This window comes from Otariodibacter sp., from assembly GCF_029256985.1.
Lineage (GTDB): Bacteria > Pseudomonadota > Gammaproteobacteria > Enterobacterales > Pasteurellaceae > Otariodibacter.
Genome location: NZ_JARIDQ010000041.1, coordinates 21,775 through 41,828, shown reverse-complemented (window position 1 = coordinate 41,828; position 20,054 = coordinate 21,775). Strand labels below are relative to the sequence as shown.

Below are 20,054 nucleotides of genomic sequence, written 5' to 3'. Positions count from 1 at the left end.
CTTACAGATTTTTTTTAAAAAAAGACAAGTTATATATGCAAACAGAAAACACAAATAGTTTGAGTAATATTTCGGCAGAAAAATTGGAAGATATTCGAAGCCAAATGCTTAAGTTTGCTATTTTACAACTTAAAGATGTTGATCTTGCTGAAGATGTTGTACAAGAGGCATTTTTAAGTGCTTATAAAAATATCAATAGTTTTAAAGGAGGTGCAGCGTTTAAGACATGGATTTTTACTATTTTGAAAAATAAAATTATTGATTTGATCCGTTATAAAAGTCGTACAATAACCGTATCAGATATAGATCAAGATGATGATACAAATGCTTTTTTTGATGAAAAAGATCATTGGAATCTAAGTTATCATGAACCAAACGAATGGAAAAATATTCAAAGTAGTGTCTATAAAAAACAATTTTGGACTGTGTTTGAAACTTGTCTAATGGTATTACCGACTCATCAAGGACGAATTTTTATGATGAGAGAATACTTAGAGATGGATAGTAAAGAAATTTGTCAAGAATGTGACATTTCTACATCTAATCTACATGTAATTCTTTATCGAGCAAGATTACAATTACAATCGTGCTTATCAAAAAATTGGTTTGAGGGAAAATAATGAAAAAATGTAAAGAAATTACTCAATTAGTTTCATTAAGTAATGAACAAAAATTGGTATTGAGACAGCGATATGCAATCACTATTCATACTTTATTTTGCCCTTATTGCCGATCATTCAAGAAAAATAATGCTCAGATTCGTTATTTGATGCAACAATTTAAACAAAAAGAAGATGAATAAGAATTCTCATTCTATCTAGTATGCTTTTATATAACTTTTCTTTTGCTCACTCTAATCTTCTTCTGTACAATCACTAAAAAAGTAAACTGGAGATAATATGAAAAAATTTTTCTTAGTGGCTATTTTAACTAGTTTTATGCTCACTGCTTGTGGTGTAAAAGGTCCGCTTTATTTCCCAGAACAACCATCAGAAACTCAAAATGAATCGCAATAAGCGGTTAGATTTTTTTAATCTTTTGCATTTTCTCTCGGATTAATTATGGATTATTTTAATTATACAAATCAGCAATTATTAGTCGAGGGTGTGCCTGTAGAGGATATCGTATCTGAATTTGGAACCCCTGCTTATATCTATTCTAAAGCAACATTAGAACGTCATTGGCATGCCTTTGATAAGGCTTTTGGAGATCATCCTCATTTAATTTGCTTTGCGGTCAAATCGAATTCGAATATCGCTATTTTAAATCTAATGGCTCAATTAGGTTCTGGCTTTGATATTGTTTCACAAGGCGAACTTGAGCGAGTGTTAGTAGCAGGTGGCCAACCAAGTAAAATCGTATTTTCTGGTGTTGCAAAATCTTATACAGAAATTGAACGGGCTTTAGAGGTGGGCATTCGTTGCTTTAATGTGGAATCAATTCCTGAATTAGAACAGATTAATCAAGTTGCAGAAAAACTTGGCAAAACTGCCCCGATTTCATTGCGAGTGAACCCTGATGTAGATGCTAAAACTCACCCTTATATCTCAACGGGATTAAAAGAAAATAAATTCGGAATTAGTGTGAATCAAGCGAGAGAAGTTTATCAGCTTGCAAAACTGTTACCACACATTCAAATTGTTGGAATGGATTGCCACATAGGTTCTCAGCTAACCGAATTACAACCATTTTTGGATGCGACAGATCGCCTATTAGTCTTAATGGAGCAGCTGCAACAAGATGGAATTACTTTGCATCACCTAGATTTAGGTGGCGGATTAGGTGTGCCTTATCATACAGAGCAACCACCTCATCCAAGCGAGTATGTTTCAGCATTACTAAATAAATTTAAGGATTATCCACAACTCGAAATTATTTTAGAACCAGGTCGAGCCATTACCGCTAATGCTGGCATTTTGGTCACTAAAGTTGAATACTTAAAACAAAATGAAGATCGTAATTTTGCCATAGTCGATACAGGGATGAACGATATGATTCGTCCTGCTTTATACGAAGCTTATATGCAAATTATCGAAGTAAACCGAGCGCTTGTAAGGGAAGAAAATATCTATGATGTAGTTGGCCCTATTTGCGAAACCTCTGATTTTTTAGGTAAGCAACGCCAATTAGCTATTGCCCAAGGCGATTTAATCGCAGTACGTTCTGCGGGTGCTTATGGGTCGACAATGTCCTCCACCTATAATTCTCGCCCACAAGCAGTGGAAATTTTAGTGGATGGAAACCAAGTACATTTAATTAAAGTACGTGCTGATTTTTCTGATTTATGGCGATTAGAACGACTATTACCCAAATCGTAATCAAAATTATATTTATATCGTAAGCGGTGAGTTTATCCTAATTTTTTGCAAAAAAAGAGAGTCATCTTACCGCTTGTAACTGCTCTTTTGAGCAGTTTTATTTTTAAGAGAATCAATATGTTAAATAAAGTTTCAAGTAGTTTACTTTTACCAAGTGGATTACAATTATCGGATTTATCCAATACTCTTGATCATTTTTCAATGCGTAATATTGATTATGCTGATCTTTATTTTCAATTCAGCCAAGATGAAAGTTGGTCGTTAGAAGATAGCATTATCAAAGAAGGTGGATTTTATATCGATCGTGGAGTGGGTGTTCGTGCAGTTTCAGGCGAAAAGACAGGTTTTGCTTATGCGGATCAGATTTCACTTGCTCAACTGGAGCAATGTGCAATAGCAGCCCGTAGTATTACCCAAGATTCTGGTAAATTAGCTATTCATCCTTTTGTCGAAACGAAAGCAATTCAACGTTATGCATCAGTTAATCCACTAGATACTTTAAGCCGTGAACAAAAAGTTGAGTTACTTCATTTGGTCGATAAAGTGGCGAGAGCGGAAGATCCACGAGTGATTCAAGTTAATGCTAATTTATCAGCAATCTACGAAGAAATTTTAGTGAGTGCGACCGATGGTACTTTAGCGGCGGATATTCGCCCGTTAGTTCGTTTATCTATTTCTGTATTAGTAGAAAAAGATGGAAAACGTGAACGTGGTAGTGCGGGAGCGGGTGGTCGATTTGGTTTAGATTGGTTTTTAGCACCTCACATCTCAGGCGATAGTCGAGCAATACATTTAGCAAAAGAAGCCGTACGCCAAGCCCTTGTTAATTTAGGAGCAGTGGCTGCGCCTGCAGGCACAATGCCGATTGTGCTTGGTGCAGGATGGCCAGGAATTTTACTGCACGAAGCCGTTGGTCACGGTTTAGAGGGTGATTTCAATCGTAAAGAATCTTCACTGTTTACAGGTAAAATTGGGCAACAAGTCACTTCTCCACTTTGTACTATTGTTGATGATGGCACTTTAGCTAATTTACGTGGTTCTATTACTGTGGACGATGAAGGTGTGGCTTCTCAAAAAAATACCTTAATTGAAAATGGTATTTTGAAAGGCTATATGCAAGACAAGCTCAATGCACGTTTAATGGGGGTTGCTCCAACAGGGAATGGACGTCGAGAATCTTATGCGCACTTACCAATGCCAAGAATGACAAATACTTACTTACAAGAAGGTAATGATGAATTTGAGGCAATGATTGAGTCAGTAGATTTTGGCTTATATGCACCACATTTTAGTGGAGGACAAGTTGATATTACTTCTGGTAAATTCGTTTTCTCAACAGCAGAAGCCTATTTGATTGAAAAAGGCAAAATAACCAAGCCAGTAACAGGTGCAACATTAATCGGTAGTGGTATTGAAGCAATGCAACAAGTCTCTATGGTTGGTAAAAAAATGGAACTTGATCTCGGTATTGGAACTTGTGGAAAAGAAGGACAAAGTGTACCAGTTGGAGTAGGACAACCTACAGTAAAACTTGATAAAATTACCGTGGGTGGAAGAGGGTAGTTTTTTAATTTATTACAGCCTATAAATAAAAAATGGGGCATAAGCCCCATTTTTATCATCTAATTTCTATATCAGAAATTATTCATTACTCATCAGCATCTAAGCCGGCATTTAATAATGCAGCTAAGCTTTGAGTTGCTTCATCAGCAACAAGATTTTGTGTTTCCGCTTCGATTTCTTCAGCAGTTGCAAATGCAGATACTGGATCTACTGGTGCTTCAACTACTTCAGGAGCCACACGTTTCTTGTTACGATTTTGATGGTAAGCAAAACCTGTACCCGCAGGGATTAAACGACCTACGATTACATTTTCTTTCAATCCACGTAACTCATCACGTTTACCTGCTACCGCAGCTTCGGTTAATACGCGAGTTGTTTCTTGGAACGATGCTGCAGAAATAAATGATTCTGTTGCAAGTGATGCTTTAGTGATACCGAGCAATTCACGTTCAAATTCAACTAACGGTTTACCTTCAGCTTCACGTTGGCGGTTCACAATCTTCACGCGAGCCACTTCAACTTGTTCACCTTCTAAGAATTCAGAATCGTAAGCTTGAGTAATGATCGCTTTACGTAACATTTGACGTACGATAACTTCGATATGTTTATCGTTAATTTTTACCCCTTGTAAGCGGTAAACTTCTTGTACTTCATTAACGATGTAATCTGTTACTGCGTGTACGCCACGTAAACGTAAGATATCATGAGGTGTTTCTGCACCATCTGAAATAATATCACCACGTTGAACCTTTTCGCCTTCAAATACATTGAGTTGACGCCATTTTGGAATCATTTCTTCGTATGCTTCACCTCCTTCTGGAGTAATTAACAAGCGACGTTTTCCTTTGGTTTCTTTACCAAATGAAACGATACCTGAAATTTCTGCAAGAATTGCTGGCTCTTTCGGTTTACGAGCTTCAAATAAGTCAGCAACACGAGGAAGACCCCCGGTAATATCTTTAGTTGCTGTTGATTCTTGTGGAATACGTGCTAATGCTTCCCCAATACCGATTTCTGCACCATCGCTTAATGTTACGATTGCTTTACCTGGTAGGAAGTATTGTACTGGTGTGTCATTGATTAAAATGTCATTACCTTTTTCATCCACTAATTTTAATGCTGGACGTAAATCTTTACCTGCTGTTGAACGTTCACCGACATCTTGTACTACGATTGATGATAAACCAGTAAGATCATCAGTTTGACGAGTTACAGTTAAACCATCAACAACATCACTGAATTGAATGAAACCACTCACTTCAGAAACGATAGGCATTGTATGCGGATCCCAGTTAGCTACCACTTCACCAGCAGTCACTTCTTCGCCGTCGCCTTTCGATAATACCGCACCGTAAGGTACTTTATAGTTTTCTTTGGTACGACCGAATGCATCAATGATAGTTAATTCAGTATTACGTGAAGTTAATACGATCTTACCGTCTTTATTGGTAACTGATTTCGCATTAGCAAGTTTTAATGTACCCGTATTTTTAACTTGTACGCTTGATTCTTTGGCTGCCGCAGATGCCGCACCACCGATATGGAACGTACGCATGGTTAACTGTGTACCTGGTTCCCCGATAGATTGTGCTGCGATAACCCCAACTGCTTCACCTTGGTTGATTAAGTGTCCACGAGCAAGGTCACGTCCGTAACATTTCGCACACACACCAAAGTCTGTGTTACAAGTTACAACTGAACGAACTTTGATTTGGTCAACTGATTCTGCATCAATGATGTCACACCATTTTTCATCAATCAGTGTGTTACGTGGAATTAAGACTTCTTCTGTGCCTGGTTTTAACACATCTTCTGCCACCACACGACCTAACACACGATCACGTAATGCTTCTTTAACATCCCCACCTTCAATAAGGGCTGTCATTACGATACCTTCATGTGTACCACAGTCATCTTCAACGATAACTAAGTCTTGTGCCACATCAACTAAACGACGAGTTAAGTAACCTGAGTTCGCTGTTTTTAACGCTGTATCTGCCAAACCTTTACGTGCACCGTGGGTTGAAATAAAGTACTGAAGAACGTTTAGACCTTCACGGAAGTTCGCAGTAATTGGTGTTTCGATGATTGAGCCATCTGGACGTGCCATCAATCCACGCATACCTGCTAACTGACGAATCTGTGCTGCAGAACCACGCGCTCCAGAGTCTGCCATCATAAAGATACTGTTGAATGATGCTTGTTTTTCTGGGTTACCTTCACGGTTGATTACTTCTTCTTGTGAAAGGTTTTCCATCATCGCTTTAGCAACACGCTCATTCGCCGCAGCCCAAATATCGATCACTTTATTATAACGCTCACCCGCAGTTACAAGGCCTGAGTTAAATTGCTCTTGGATTTCTGCTACTTCAGCTTCTGCTGCTGAAATGATACTGTATTTTTGATCTGGAATAACCATATCATCAATACCAACAGAAGAACCTGAACGTGCTGCGTATGCAAAACCGGTATACATAATTTGGTCAGCAAACATAACTGATTCTTTCAAACCTAAACGACGGTAGCTTTCATTGATTAATTTTGAAATTGCTTTTTTACCTAACGTTTGGTTGAACAATTTAAATGGCATGCCTTTAGGTGCGATCATCCATAAAATTGCACGACCTACTGTCGTATCAACTAAATGTGTTGATGCAATAAATTCACCATTTTCATCTTTAGTGTATTCAGTAATACGCACTTTAACACGAGCGTGTAATTCTGCTTGGCCAGTACGATAAGCTTTTTCAGCTTCACGTGGGTCTAAGAAATACATTCCTTCACCTTTCGCATTCACTTTTTCACGTGTCATATAGTACAAGCCTAAAACAACGTCTTGTGATGGAACGATAATTGGATCACCGTTTGCTGGTGAAAGTACGTTATTGGTTGACATCATCAACGCACGAGCTTCTAACTGAGCTTCAAGAGTTAATGGAACGTGAACCGCCATTTGGTCACCATCGAAGTCCGCGTTAAATGCCGCACAAACAAGAGGGTGTAACTGGATCGCTTTACCTTCAATCAACAATGGTTCAAACGCTTGGATACCCAAACGGTGAAGTGTTGGTGCACGGTTAAGAAGAATCGGGTGTTCACGAATAACTTCAGCAAGAATATCCCATACGATTGGATCTTCACGCTCAACCATTTTCTTCGCAGCTTTGATTGTTGATGCAATGCCACGGTTTTCTAATTTTGAATAAATAAATGGACGGAATAATTCCAATGCCATTTTTTTCGGTAAACCACATTGGTGTAGACGTAAGTATGGACCTACTGTGATTACAGAACGACCTGAATAGTCAACACGTTTACCTAATAAGTTTTGACGGAAACGACCTTGTTTACCTTTGATCATATCTGCCAAAGATTTTAATGGACGTTTGTTTGAACCTGTAATTGCACGACCACGACGACCATTATCTAATAATGCATCCACAGATTCTTGTAACATACGTTTTTCGTTACGTACGATAATATCTGGTGCAATTAAGTCTAATAAACGTTTTAAACGGTTATTACGGTTGATTACACGACGGTATAAATCATTTAGATCTGAAGTCGCAAAACGTCCACCATCGAGTGGTACTAATGGACGAAGATCTGGTGGAAGTACTGGTAATACAGTTAAGATCATCCATTCTGGTTTGTTACCAGATTGCATAAATGCTTCAAGTAATTTTAAGCGTTTTGTGATTTTTTTACGTTTAGTTTCAGAATTTGTTGTTTGTAATTCTTCACGTAACATTTCACATTGGTGATCTAAATCTAATTCTTTGAGCAATACTTGGATTGCTTCTGCACCCATTTTTGCTTCAAATTCATCGCCCCAACGCTCTTCCGCTTCCATAAATTGTTCTTCGGTTAATAACTGATTTTTCTCAAGATCAGTCATACCTGGTTCGATAACAACATAAGATTCGAAATAAAGTACACGTTCAATATCACGTAATGGCATATCTAAAATCAAACCGATACGAGATGGTAATGATTTTAAGAACCAAATGTGTGCCACTGGACAAGCTAATTCAATGTGTCCCATACGTTCACGACGTACTTTAGTTTGTGTAACTTCAACACCACATTTTTCACAAATAACACCACGGTGTTTTAAGCGTTTATATTTACCGCAAAGACATTCGTAATCTTTTACTGGTCCAAAGATTCTGGCACAGAAAAGACCATCACGTTCTGGTTTGAATGTACGGTAGTTGATTGTTTCTGGTTTTTTCACTTCACCGAAAGACCACGAACGGATCTTATCTGGCGATGCTAAACCAATCTTAATTACATCGAAATCGTCATTTGATTTTGATTGTGCTTTTAAAAACTTAACTAAGTCTTTCACTTTTTTGCCCCTAGTGAGGTTAAAGTTTGCTTAAAGCCTTGTGGCTCTAAACGAGAAAATCTGGCTTTGCAAGCGGTGAGTTTTGTAAAATATTTTGCAAATCTGACCGCTTGCGATACGTTTCAATTCCGAGGGAATTTAACGTATTTATGCTTCATCCAACTCCATATCGATACCTAATGCACGAATTTCTTTCGTAATAACGTTGAAAGATTCTGGCATACCCGGTTCCATATAGTGTGTACCATCGACGATATTTTTATACATCTTCGTACGACCGTTCACATCATCAGATTTCACAGTTAGCATTTCTTGTAGAGTATAAGCAGCACCGTATGCTTCTAATGCCCATACCTCCATCTCACCGAAACGCTGACCACCGAATTGAGCTTTACCACCCAATGGTTGTTGTGTAACAAGACTATAAGAACCAGTTGAACGTGCGTGCATTTTGTCATCAACTAAGTGGTTCAATTTGAGCATATACATATAACCAACGGTTACTGGACGCTCAAATTTTTCACCTGTACGACCATCATATAAAGTAATTTGACCAGAAGTTGGTAAACCACCTAATTCTAATAATCCTTTGATTTCATCTTCGTGAGCACCATCAAATACAGGTGTAGCAAGTGGTAAACCTTTACGGAGGTTTTCTGCTAAACGTAATACTTCTTCATCAGAGAATGTATTTAAATCTACGCTTTGAGCGCCGTGGCCTAAGTCATACGCTTTTTGGATATATTCACGTAATTTAGCGATAGATTGTTGTTGTTTGATCATCTGGTTGATTTGATCACCGATACCACGAGCTGCTAAGCCTAAGTGAGTTTCTAAGATCTGACCGATGTTCATACGAGATGGAACCCCTAGTGGATTCAATACGATCTCAACTGGCTGACCGTTTTCATCGTATGGCATATCTTCAACAGGGTTGATTTTTGAGATAACCCCTTTGTTACCGTGACGTCCCGCCATTTTATCACCCGGCTGGATTTGACGTTTCACTGCAAGATATACTTTAACAACTTTTAATACACCCGGTGCAAGATCATCGCCTTGGATGATCTTGTTACGTTTAACTTCTAGTTTATGTTCAAACTCTTTACGTAACTCTTCATGTTGTTCAGCAAGTTGCTCTAATTGATTTTGTTTTGCTTCGTTATCTAAAGTTTGTTCTAACCATTTTTCACGAGGTAAGTTATCTAATGTTGATTCAGCAACACCACCTTCGATCAATAGGTTACGAACACGTGTGAATAAGCCTGCTTCTAAGATTTCTAACTCTTCAACAAGATCTTTCTTCGCATCACGGAGTTGCATTTCTTCAATTTCTTTTGCACGTTTATCTTTTTCAACGCCGTCACGAGTGAAAACTTGAACGTCGATAATCGTACCTGATGTACCATTTGGTACACGTAAAGAAGAATCTTTAACATCAGACGCTTTTTCACCGAAGATTGCACGAAGTAATTTTTCTTCTGGAGTTAATTGTGTTTCACCTTTAGGAGTAACTTTACCTACTAAGATGTCGCCACCTTTCACTTCTGCACCGATATAAACGATACCAGACTCATCTAATTTACTTAATGCTGATTCACCTACGTTTGGAATATCCGCTGTGATTTCTTCCGCACCAAGTTTAGTATCACGAGCCACACAAGATAATTCTTGGATGTGAATAGTAGTGAAACGATCTTCTTGTACAACACGTTCAGATACTAACATTGAGTCTTCGAAGTTATAACCATTCCAAGGCATGAATGCTACACGAATGTTTTGACCTAATGCTAATTCACCTAAATCTGTTGAAGGGCCATCTGCTAAGATTTCGCCACGTTCAACTGGTTCACCTAATTTCACACAAGGTAATTGGTTGATACAAGTATTTTGGTTTGAACGAGTGTATTTAATTAAGTTATAAATATCGATACCCGCTTCACCAGCGATAGTTTCGTCTTCATTGACTTTAACAACGATACGTGACGCATCCACATATTGAATTGTACCACCACGTTTCGCAACAACCGCTACACCAGAGTCAAGTGCTACTGCTTTTTCGATACCTGTACCGACTAATGGTTTATCCGCACGTAGTGTTGGTACTGCTTGACGTTGCATGTTCGCACCCATTAAGGCACGGTTCGCATCATCGTGTTCAAGGAACGGAATCAACGCTGCCGCAACAGAAACGACTTGTTGTGTAGAAACGTCCATATAGTGAATTTCTTCTGGACGATATAAACCAGATTCACCGTGTTCACCACGACAAGTTACATAAGTATCAGTAAAGCGGAAATCGTCATCTAAGTTTGAGTTAGCCTGAGCGATAACATAGTTACCTTCTTCAATTGCTGATAAGTATTCGATTTCTTCAGTTACTTGACCATCAACCACTTTACGATATGGAGTTTCTAAGAAACCGTAGTCATTAGTACGAGCATACACAGAAAGTGAGTTGATCAAACCGATGTTTGGACCTTCAGGTGTTTCGATTGGACATACACGACCATAGTGAGTTGCGTGAACATCTCGAACCTCAAAGCCTGCACGTTCACGAGTTAAACCACCCGGACCTAATGCAGAAATACGACGTTTGTGCGTAACTTCTGAAAGTGGGTTATTTTGGTCCATAAATTGTGAAAGTTGTGATGAACCAAAGAACTCTTTCACTGCTGCTGAAATTGGTTTCGCATTGATTAAATCTTGTGGAGTTACGCCATCTAAATCACCTAATGAAAGACGCTCACGAACAGCACGTTCAACACGCACTAAACCAATACGGAATTGGTTTTCTGCCATTTCACCTACAGAACGAATACGACGGTTTCCTAAGTGATCGATATCATCAACTTCACCACGACCATTACGGATCTCAATTAATTTTTTCATTACGCCGACGATGTCATCGTTGCTTAAAATCCCTGTACCTACGCCTTCAGGAATATCAAGTGAACGATTGAACTTCATACGACCTACCGCAGAAAGATCATAGCGGTCAGTTGAGAAGAACATATTGTCAAATAAGCCTTCTGCCGCCTCTTTTGTTGGTGGTTCGCCTGGGCGCATCATACGGTAAATTTCAACTAACGCACTTAAACGATCGTGAGTTGGATCAACACGTAATGTTTCAGAAATATAAGGACCGTAGTCTAAATCATTAGTAAATAATACTTCGATTTCGTTATAGCCTGCTTTAACAAGGTTTGCCAACATTTCTAATGAAATTTCCATATTCGCAGGGCAAACTATCTCACCTGTTTCAAGATCAATATAGTCTTTAGCAGTAACACGGCCTACGATATATTCTGTTGGGACAACAATTTGGGTAATATTATCTTTTTCTAATGCTCTAATATGACGGGCAGTAATACGACGACCACTTTCTACGTAAACTTTACCATTTGCTTCAATATCGAACCCTGCAATTTCACCACGTAAACGTTCTGGTACAAGGGTCATCAATAATTGATTATCTTTAACTTCAAAATGAATTTTGTCGAAGAATAAATCTAAGATTTCTTCTGTTGTGTAACCTAATGCACGTAAAATAATAGTTGCAGGTAATTTACGACGACGGTCGATACGCGCATAAAGATTATCTTTTGGATCGAATTCAAAATCTAACCAAGAACCACGATAAGGAATAATTCTTGCATTATAAAGAACTTTACCTGATGCGTGTGTTTTACCTTTATCTGAATCAAAGAACACACCAGGACTACGATGTAATTGTGAAACAATAACACGCTCTGTACCATTGATAACGAAAGTTCCGTTATCAGTCATCAGTGGGATTTCTCCCATATAGACACTTTGTTCTTTAATATCTTTTACAGTACCTGCCGCTGCTTCACGGTCGAAGGTTACTAAACGCAATTTAACACGAAGTGGTGCAGCATAAGTTGTACCACGAATTTGACATTCACGAACATCGAATGATGGTTCACCAAGTTCATAGGAAACGTATTGTAATTCAGTTGAACCATTGTTACTTACAATCGGGAAAACTGAACGGAATGCCGCTTCTAAACCTTGTTGTCCTTCAGGGTCTCTTTGAATAAATTTATCAAAAGAGTCAAGCTGAATTGTTAATAGATAAGGTACATTAAGAACCTGTGAGCGTTTGCCAAAGCTCTTACGAATACGCTTTTTCTCGGAATATGAGTATGCCATTTTTAGATAGCCTCTGATTTTTCTTTTTGGTTGTTGAGTTTCACAAACCGCCTTTAAGACAGGCAGGAAGTGGCATTATAAATGTGTACGAGGTGTCGTTTTTCCGATCACCAAACAATAAGTCAAAAATCACTACTTAAAGCGGTAAGTTCGGGGGGATATATCACTAATCTTAATAAAATCAGAAGATTAGTGTAAAAATTAGAATAGACTAAAACGACAAAATCTACCTATTTCTTTTAAGCACAAAATGGCTGATGGAATAACCACCAGCCATTTTGCCTTAAAGAAGGACTCACAAGTGAATCAAAAATTATTTGATTTCTACTTGCGCACCAGCTTCTTCTAAAGCTTTCTTAAGTTCTTCAGCTTCGCCTTTAGATACACCTTCTTTTAATGTTGCAGGTGCTGATTCTACTAAGTCTTTAGCTTCTTTTAAGCCTAATCCTGTTGCAGTACGTACTGCTTTGATTACAGCGACTTTGTTACCGCCAGCATTTGTTAATACAACATCAAATTCTGTTTTTTCTTCTGCTGCTTCTGCTGCACCACCAGCTGCTACTGCAACTGCAGCAGCTGCTGCTGAAACACCAAATTTTTCTTCCATCGCAGCGATTAATTCAACGATTTCTGATACTGATTTAGAAGCGATAGCTTCGATAAGTTGTTCGTTAGTTAATGACATAACAATCAATTCCTAAAATAAATAAGTTAAACGATTTAAGAAGTGCTTTAAAATAAATTATGCAGCTTCTTGTAATTTGTCGCGTAATGCCGCAAGAGTGCGAACAAGTTTGCCTGCCGCAGCTTCTTTCATTGTACCCATTAAACGTGCAATTGCTTCTTCGTAAGTTGGTAATGTTGCTAAGAATTCGATATCTTGCAATTTACCTTCAAAGGCAGCACCTTTAATTTCAAACTCTTTATTTGCTTTTGCAAAGTCTTTAAGCAAACGTGCTGCCGCACCTGGATGCTCGTTAGAGAATGCAATAAGAGTTGGACCAGTGAACGTATCTTTTAAACACTCATATTCAGTGCCTTCAACTGCACGACGTAATAAAGTATTACGAACAACGCGCAATGAAACGCCTGCTTCTCGAGCAGTTTTACGTAACTCAGTCATTTTATCTACTGTTACACCACGGGAATCCGCAACAACAGCAGAAAGGGCACCTTTAGCAGCTTCATTTACTTCAGCAACAATTGCTTGTTTGTCTTGAAGATTTAATGCCATTGGTTTTAGCTCCTGATACACTCCACAAAAAACGTGGAATTTACAAAAAATCTCAAAAAAGCGACCGCTTTACACAACCGTTTTTGAGCCTAAGGTGTCCAGAAGCAGAGTATTCTGTCTGTTCACCATCTACGTAGGTTTGCTAGATTAAGAACTAATTTTATTATAAATGATAATGAATTAGTTCACCTACGGTCTTGGACGGGGCTTGATAGGCAAGCACCATCAAAATTTACAGAAATCTAATAAAAATTATCTGCAAAAGTGAATTTTACCTATTTATATATGAAATGTAAACTGATTTTATTGTTTTTTATGTAGATAAGGTTATATGTAGTTATTTACAGGATACGATGTTTGTCTTTTTCATTAACAAACTAAGGGAAATTTTATGTTACAATCTTCCCCTTTTATTATTTATAGCGAAATAAAATTATTTATGATGGAAATTAATCTCACAGACTTTCTAACTTCAACCTTAGAAGCTTTAAAAGCACAAGATATTCAAGCAATTGATGTTAAAGGAAAATCAAGTATTACCGATACAATGATAATTTGTACAGGAACATCAAGTCGTCACGTAGCTTCTACAGCAAATAATCTAATTGAAGAAAGTAAAAAAGTAGGTATTGATATTTTTGCTCAAGAAGGAAAAGCAGTTGCTGATTGGATTGTGATTGATTTTGGGCAAGCCATTGTACATATTTTACAAAATGAAAGTCGAGAAATGTATCAACTTGAGAAACTTTGGGCATAAATGAAAATCAAACTAATCGCAGTCGGAACCAAGATGCCAGATTGGGTAATCAAAGGTTTTGAATCTTATCAGCGTCGTTTCCCTAAAGATATTCCATTAGAGTTAATTGAAATTCCTTCTGGTAAGCGTGGGAAAAATGCTGATATTAAACGAATTTTGGAACAAGAGGGTAAAGCAATGCTCGCTGCCGCTGGGCGAGGGTTAATTGTTACGCTTGATATTCCTGGAAAAGCCTCTACAACCCCACAATTGGCACAACAATTTGAAGCGTGGAAAAGCGATGGGCGAGATGTGTGTTTGTTAATCGGAGGACCTGAAGGGTTATCGCCTGAATGTAAAGTGGCAGCAGAGCAAAGTTGGTCTTTATCGCCACTTACCTTACCTCATCCTCTTGTTAGGATAGTTGTGGCGGAAAGCTTATATAGAGCTTGGTCATTAACAACAAATCATCCTTATCATCGAGAATAGTTTTTGTATGTTTAGTAAATTTGGGAAATTAACACCAGCAAAAAATTATGAAAAAGTTCGTAATGGTCGAGCCGAAGCAAATTTATTCATAAGGCGAGCCATTATTGCTTTTTTGGGAGTATTGGGGTTAACAGGAGTATTGCTTACCAATTTGTATAATTTACAGGTTAGAGATTATGAATCTTACCAAACACGTTCTAATGGAAACCGTATAAAACTGTTACCTGTCCCACCCACTCGGGGTTTAATTTATGATAGAAATGGAAAGGTATTGGCTGAAAATATAACTTTTTTTGGATTGTATATTGTGCCAGAAAAAGTTGAAAATTTAGAGGATACCTTTAATGAATTAAAATTATTAGTGGGGCTGAATGATGATGATATTGAAAATTATAAGAAAGAAAAACTTCGATCTTCTCGTTATACGCCTGTTCTATTGAAACCCAATCTATCTGAAGAACAGATTGCTAGATTTTCTGTCCTACAATATCGTTTCCCTGGATTAGATGTTCATCCATATTTTAAACGAACTTATCCTTATGGCAATATTTTGACACATATTCTAGGCTATGTGGCTAAAATCAATGATAGGGATAAAAAGCGTCTGGAAAATGAAGGAAGATATGGTGATTATGCAGGTTCTAATGATATTGGTAAATTAGGTATAGAAAAATTTTATGAAGAGCAACTACATGGTACAACAGGTTTTGAAGAGGTTGAAATTAATAATCGCGGGAAGGTAATTAGAAAATTACGTGATCAGCCAGCTATTGCAGGAAGTAGTGTACGTCTAACACTAGATGTTGATCTTCAACAATATGTAGCAAGTTTAATTGGTAGTCATAAAGGTGCTATCGTAGTGCTTGATCCAAAGGATAGCAGTATTTTAGCAATGGTAACCAACCCAAGCTATGACAATAATTTATTTGTTGATGGTATTTCAAGTAAAGACTATAAAGCCTTACTGGATAATGAAGATCGTCCATTATACAGTCGAGCGACTCAAGGGACGTATCCTCCCGCTTCAACAATTAAACCATTTATGACAGTAGCAGCTCTAACGGAAGGTAAGATTACATCTGCTACGACTGTTTTTGATCCGGGATATTGGGTGTTACCTGGTACAGCACAAAAATTCCGAGATTGGAAAAAAAGTGGACATGGTCGAACTGATATTATCAAAGCGATTACAGAGTCATCTGACACTTTCTTTTATCAAGTTGCTTACGATATGGGAATTGACAAGATTTCTTACTGGATGAAACGCTTCGGGTTTGGTCTGAAAACAGGTATTGATATTAATGAAGAATCAACAGGTGTTATGCCATCAAGAGAGTGGAAAAAAAGTCGCTATAAAAAAGACTGGATACCAGGTGACACTATTTCTATTGGAATTGGACAAGGGTATTGGATTGCTACACCTTTACAATTAGCAAAAGCAACAGCGATTTTGATTAATAATGGGCAAGTCAATACACCTCATTTAATGAGTCAAATCATGTCTAGCGAGATTCATCCATATAAAGATCCATTATTGTATGAAGATATCAAAGCTCCTCTGCAGTATTGGAATATTGCAAAGACGGGAATGTACAATGTAATTAATGCACCAAATGGGACTGCAAGAAAAGCTTTTAGAGGTGCAGCTTACCGTGCAGCAGGAAAGTCAGGTACAGCACAAGTATTTAGTTTAAAAGGTAAAAATTATGATAAAAACTCTGTAAAAAAGAGTTTACAAGATCATGCTTGGTTTACCTCTTTTGCTCCTTATGATAAACCTCAAGTTGTTGTATCAATTATTCTAGAAAATGCAGGGGGAGGCTCAAGTATGGCGGCACCTATTGCTCGTAAGATAATTGATTATGTATTACAACATCCGTTAGATAAAAAAACAGAGGGTTTACAAAATAATCTAGTAAACTCACCGCTTGCAAGGAATAATGGTGGAGAAGTTCATGAATAAATCATTTTTATCTCGATGTTGGAAGATATTTTCATTAGATTTATTGCTGTTACTTGGATTACTTGCGATTACAGGATATGGGCTACTGGTTCTTTATAGTGCAAGTGGTGCAAATGAATCAATGTTTGTAAACCGCTTAATCCAAGTTTCTTTGGGGTTAGGGTTAATGATATTAATGGCATTATTTCCACCTAATTTTTATCAAAAAATTTCCCCATATCTATATATATTGTGTATTTTTTTATTAGTTTTAGTTGATGTAACTGGAGAAATCAGTAAAGGGGCGCAAAGATGGTTAAATTTGGGATTTATTCGTTTTCAACCTTCTGAAATCGCAAAATTATCTGTACCATTAATGGTTGCCACTTATTTAGGAAATAGAGCACTACCACCTAATTTTAAGGATACTGTCGTTGCATTATCAATTATTGTACTTCCTACATTATTGGTTGCGACTCAGCCTGATTTGGGAACGGCTATTTTAATTTGTGCAGCAGGACTCTTTGTTTTATTTTTGGCAGGATTAAGTTGGAAACTTATTATAGCTGGAGTGGTCTTTTTAGCTGGATTTATTCCAATTATGTGGTTCTACCTTATGCATGACTACCAAAAAACAAGGGTATTAATGTTAATTGATCCTGAGAAAGATCCTTTGGGAGCAGGTTACCATATTATTCAATCAAAAATTGCGATTGGCTCCGGTGGTATAGAGGGTAAAGGATGGATGGAAGGAACTCAATCTCAATTAGAGTTTTTACCTGAGCCTCATACTGATTTTATTTTTGCAGTACTGGGAGAAGAACATGGCTTAATTGGTGTGTTAATTTTACTCAGTCTTTACTTATTTATTATTGCTCGAGGCTTAACAGTTGGAGCAAAAGCAACTTCTACTTTTGGACGCATTATATCTGGAGGAACAGCCTTGCTTTTCTTCGTTTATGTCTTCGTAAATATCGGCATGGTAAGTGGTATTTTACCCGTTGTTGGTGTTCCATTACCGTTAGTAAGTTATGGTGGCACTTCATATGTTACTCTGATGGCTGCGTTTGGATTAATGATGTCAGTTTATGTTCATCGAGATCAAAAAGATAAAGATAATCCATATAATCAACTAAAATAATCAATACTACTGTAAGTATTATTCAGTAGCGAGATAGGAGAAATAACGATGTTTCGTAAAATAATTACACTATTATTATCGACGTTAATTTTATTTAGTGTTCATTCTGTTCAAGCAAAAACAGAAAAAACATCCCAGATAGTTACAAAAAAAGTTTCAGCGACTAAGAAAAAAAGTACGGCTAGGCAAGTAACAAAGACTAAGAAAAATACAAAAGCACAAAAAAAGACTTTAGCAAAAAAGATCTCAAAGAACGTGCATACAAAAAAAATTACTAAAGAAAAGAAAAAAGCTAAAAAAATAGTAAGCAATGAAACAAAAAAACTTTATGGTATTAAGGGAGAGAAACTTACTTATGTTAAAGTAAATAACCAAATTTCCAGTTACACTATCAAAGGGAAAACTCATACGACAATTAATAAGGAGACATCTCGTCAATTTAGTCAAACAGGTGTTGCAAGCTACTACGGTACACAATTTCATGGTAAGAAGACGGCAAGTGGTGAAATTTATGATAAAAATACGTTCACTGCAGCTCATAAAACGCTAGCTTTAGGATCTTATGCTTTAGTGACTAATTTAAGAAATGGTAGAAAAATCATTGTTAGAATTAATGATAGAGGTCCATTTAGTAATGGGCGAGTGATCGATCTTTCTGTTGCCGCTGCTCGTGAGATTGGAATGTTAAATACAGGAACAGCACGAGTGAAAATAGAGGCATTACAGGTTGATCGCCAAGGTTATATTTCAGGAAAAGGCGTTTATACTTTGATGAATTTGGCTAAAAGAGAAAGACTTCCTTTAAAAATAAAAGGTAAAGGTAGCTACTTGGCAATTAAAGCTGATATTCAATAAATCATTACAATAAATATGGGAAAAGTTATGTTTAAAACTCAATTAATTAAATCAACAATTTTATCAACTCTCATTTTTTCAGTGAGTAGTTATGCAGAAACATCATTTGATATTGCTGTTCCTCAAATTAATGCTCAAACCTATATTTTAATGGATTATAATTCAGGTGCAGTGTTGGCAAGTTTAAACCCAGATCAGCGTCAATACCCAGCTAGTTTAACTAAAATGATGACGAGTTATGTCATTGGATCAGCGTTAAAAGCAGGTCAAATTAATAATAATGATCTTGTTACTATCACTGATAGCGCATGGGGTAAAAATTTTCCGGGATCATCTAAAATGTTTCTTAATTTAAACCAACAAGTATCTGTTGAAGATCTTAACCGAGGTATTATTGTTGTATCAGGTAATGATGCTTCAGTTGCACTTGCTGAATATATTTCTGGTTCACAGCAAGCTTTTATTAATACGATGAATAAATATGTACAACAATTCGGTTTAAAAAATACTAATTTTGAGACAGTTCATGGTTTGGATAATCCTAATCAATATTCATCAGCAAGGGATATGGCTATTATTGGTAGTCATATTATTCGTGATTTACCTAATGAATACAAAATCTATTCAGAAAAGGATTTTACATTTAATAAAATTAAGCAACCAAACCGTAATGGCTTACTTTGGGATAAAACCATGAATGTAGATGGTATGAAGACAGGTCATACCGATAAAGCAGGCTATAACTTAGTTGCTTCTGCTTATAATACTAATACTCGACTTATCTCTGTTGTCATGGGGGTTGAAACGCTTAAAGGAAGAGAAATAGAAAGCAAGAAACTTTTACAATGGGGTTTTGCAAATTTTGAAACTGTAAAACCAATTTCAGCAGGTCAAAATGTTTCTGAACAAACAATTTATTATGGAGATGCTAATAAAGTTCCTTTAGGTACACTTAAAGATAGTTATATTACTGTACCAAAAGGTAAAACTGGAGAGTTAAAAGCTCGTTACGAGTTATATAAGAAGAATCTTGAAGCACCTCTAACTAAAGGGCAAGTTGTCGGTAAAATTATTTATCAATTAAATGATAAACCTATTGCCAGCATTGATTTACAAGTGATGCAAGATGTCGCAGAAGCAGGTATTTTTGGTAAAGCGTGGGATTGGATTGTATTGACTGTTAAAGGATTATTTAATTAAGTAACTACCCTTTTGCGATGGGATTAACAAACTTGTAATTTTAAAAATA

General features: G+C 37.0%; 15 protein-coding genes. 11 read left to right on the top strand and 4 right to left on the bottom strand.

Features of this window, described 5'->3' with window-relative positions; all coding sequences use genetic code 11:
* Positions 1 to 35 precede the first annotated feature (35 nt).
* The 5 genes from Q1J40_RS04105 (at position 36) to tldD (ending at position 3,881) form a co-directional block, all read left to right on the top strand.
* Positions 36 to 620, top strand: coding sequence for a sigma-70 family RNA polymerase sigma factor (locus tag Q1J40_RS04105; protein ID WP_301098783.1), 585 nt, complete (start codon positions 36 to 38; stop codon positions 618 to 620).
* Positions 620 to 802 carry an anti-sigma factor family protein gene (locus Q1J40_RS04100; protein WP_301098782.1) on the top strand — a complete coding sequence of 61 codons (183 nt, stop codon included), beginning with the start codon at positions 620 to 622 and terminating at the stop codon, positions 800 to 802. Before Q1J40_RS04105 ends, Q1J40_RS04100 begins: the two co-directional genes overlap by 1 nt.
* Before the next feature lie 97 nt (positions 803 to 899).
* Positions 900 to 1,016 carry an LPS translocon maturation chaperone LptM gene (gene lptM / locus Q1J40_RS04095; protein ID WP_301098781.1) on the top strand — a complete coding sequence of 39 codons (117 nt, stop codon included), beginning with the start codon at positions 900 to 902 and terminating at the stop codon, positions 1,014 to 1,016.
* A gap of 45 nt (positions 1,017 to 1,061) precedes the next feature.
* On the top strand, positions 1,062 to 2,318 hold the full coding sequence (gene lysA, locus Q1J40_RS04090) for a diaminopimelate decarboxylase (protein WP_301098780.1): 1,257 nt from the start codon (positions 1,062 to 1,064) through the stop codon (positions 2,316 to 2,318).
* A gap of 117 nt (positions 2,319 to 2,435) precedes the next feature.
* Positions 2,436 to 3,881, top strand: a complete 1,446-nt coding sequence (gene tldD, locus Q1J40_RS04085) for a metalloprotease TldD (RefSeq protein ID WP_301098779.1) — start codon at positions 2,436 to 2,438, stop codon at positions 3,879 to 3,881.
* A gap of 85 nt (positions 3,882 to 3,966) precedes the next feature.
* Here tldD and rpoC read toward each other — a convergent pair whose 3' ends face one another.
* The 4 genes from rpoC to rplJ form a co-directional block, all read right to left on the bottom strand.
* Positions 3,967 to 8,232 carry a DNA-directed RNA polymerase subunit beta' gene (gene rpoC, locus Q1J40_RS04080; protein WP_301098778.1) on the bottom strand — a complete coding sequence of 1,422 codons (4,266 nt, stop codon included), beginning with the start codon at positions 8,230 to 8,232 and terminating at the stop codon, positions 3,967 to 3,969.
* 147 nt (positions 8,233 to 8,379) lie between these two features.
* A complete protein-coding gene (gene rpoB / locus Q1J40_RS04075; protein ID WP_301098777.1) occupies positions 8,380 to 12,408 on the bottom strand; it encodes a DNA-directed RNA polymerase subunit beta in 4,029 nt (1,342 codons plus the stop codon).
* Positions 12,409 to 12,721: 313 nt separating this feature from the next.
* Positions 12,722 to 13,093: a 50S ribosomal protein L7/L12 gene (gene rplL, locus Q1J40_RS04070; protein ID WP_301098776.1), complete on the bottom strand. Its 372-nt coding sequence runs from the start codon at positions 13,091 to 13,093 to the stop codon at positions 12,722 to 12,724.
* A 57-nt stretch (positions 13,094 to 13,150) separates the two neighbouring features.
* Positions 13,151 to 13,642 carry a 50S ribosomal protein L10 gene (gene rplJ, locus Q1J40_RS04065; RefSeq protein WP_121123780.1) on the bottom strand — a complete coding sequence of 164 codons (492 nt, stop codon included), beginning with the start codon at positions 13,640 to 13,642 and terminating at the stop codon, positions 13,151 to 13,153.
* 442 nt (positions 13,643 to 14,084) lie between these two features.
* Between rplJ and rsfS the strand changes: the two genes are divergently transcribed.
* From rsfS to Q1J40_RS04035, 6 genes are read left to right on the top strand one after another with little or no spacing between them, the layout of a single operon-like run.
* Entirely contained in the window at positions 14,085 to 14,399 is a 315-nt protein-coding gene (rsfS, locus tag Q1J40_RS04060; protein WP_301098821.1) for a ribosome silencing factor, read from the top strand.
* Positions 14,400 to 14,867, top strand: coding sequence for a 23S rRNA (pseudouridine(1915)-N(3))-methyltransferase RlmH (gene rlmH, locus Q1J40_RS04055; protein ID WP_301098775.1), 468 nt, complete (start codon positions 14,400 to 14,402; stop codon positions 14,865 to 14,867). It abuts the gene before it with no gap.
* 7 nt (positions 14,868 to 14,874) lie between these two features.
* The gene (gene mrdA, locus Q1J40_RS04050) at positions 14,875 to 16,830 is read left to right on the top strand and encodes a penicillin-binding protein 2 (protein ID WP_301098774.1); all 1,956 of its coding nucleotides are present in this window, start codon (positions 14,875 to 14,877) and stop codon (positions 16,828 to 16,830) included.
* Positions 16,823 to 17,950, top strand: a complete 1,128-nt coding sequence (rodA, locus tag Q1J40_RS04045) for a rod shape-determining protein RodA (RefSeq protein WP_301098773.1) — start codon at positions 16,823 to 16,825, stop codon at positions 17,948 to 17,950. Before mrdA ends, rodA begins: the two co-directional genes overlap by 8 nt.
* Positions 17,951 to 17,998: 48 nt before the next feature.
* A complete protein-coding gene (locus tag Q1J40_RS04040; protein ID WP_301098772.1) occupies positions 17,999 to 18,805 on the top strand; it encodes a septal ring lytic transglycosylase RlpA family protein in 807 nt (268 codons plus the stop codon).
* A gap of 27 nt (positions 18,806 to 18,832) precedes the next feature.
* Positions 18,833 to 20,005 carry a serine hydrolase gene (locus Q1J40_RS04035; protein ID WP_301098771.1) on the top strand — a complete coding sequence of 391 codons (1,173 nt, stop codon included), beginning with the start codon at positions 18,833 to 18,835 and terminating at the stop codon, positions 20,003 to 20,005.
* Positions 20,006 to 20,054 lie beyond the last annotated feature (49 nt).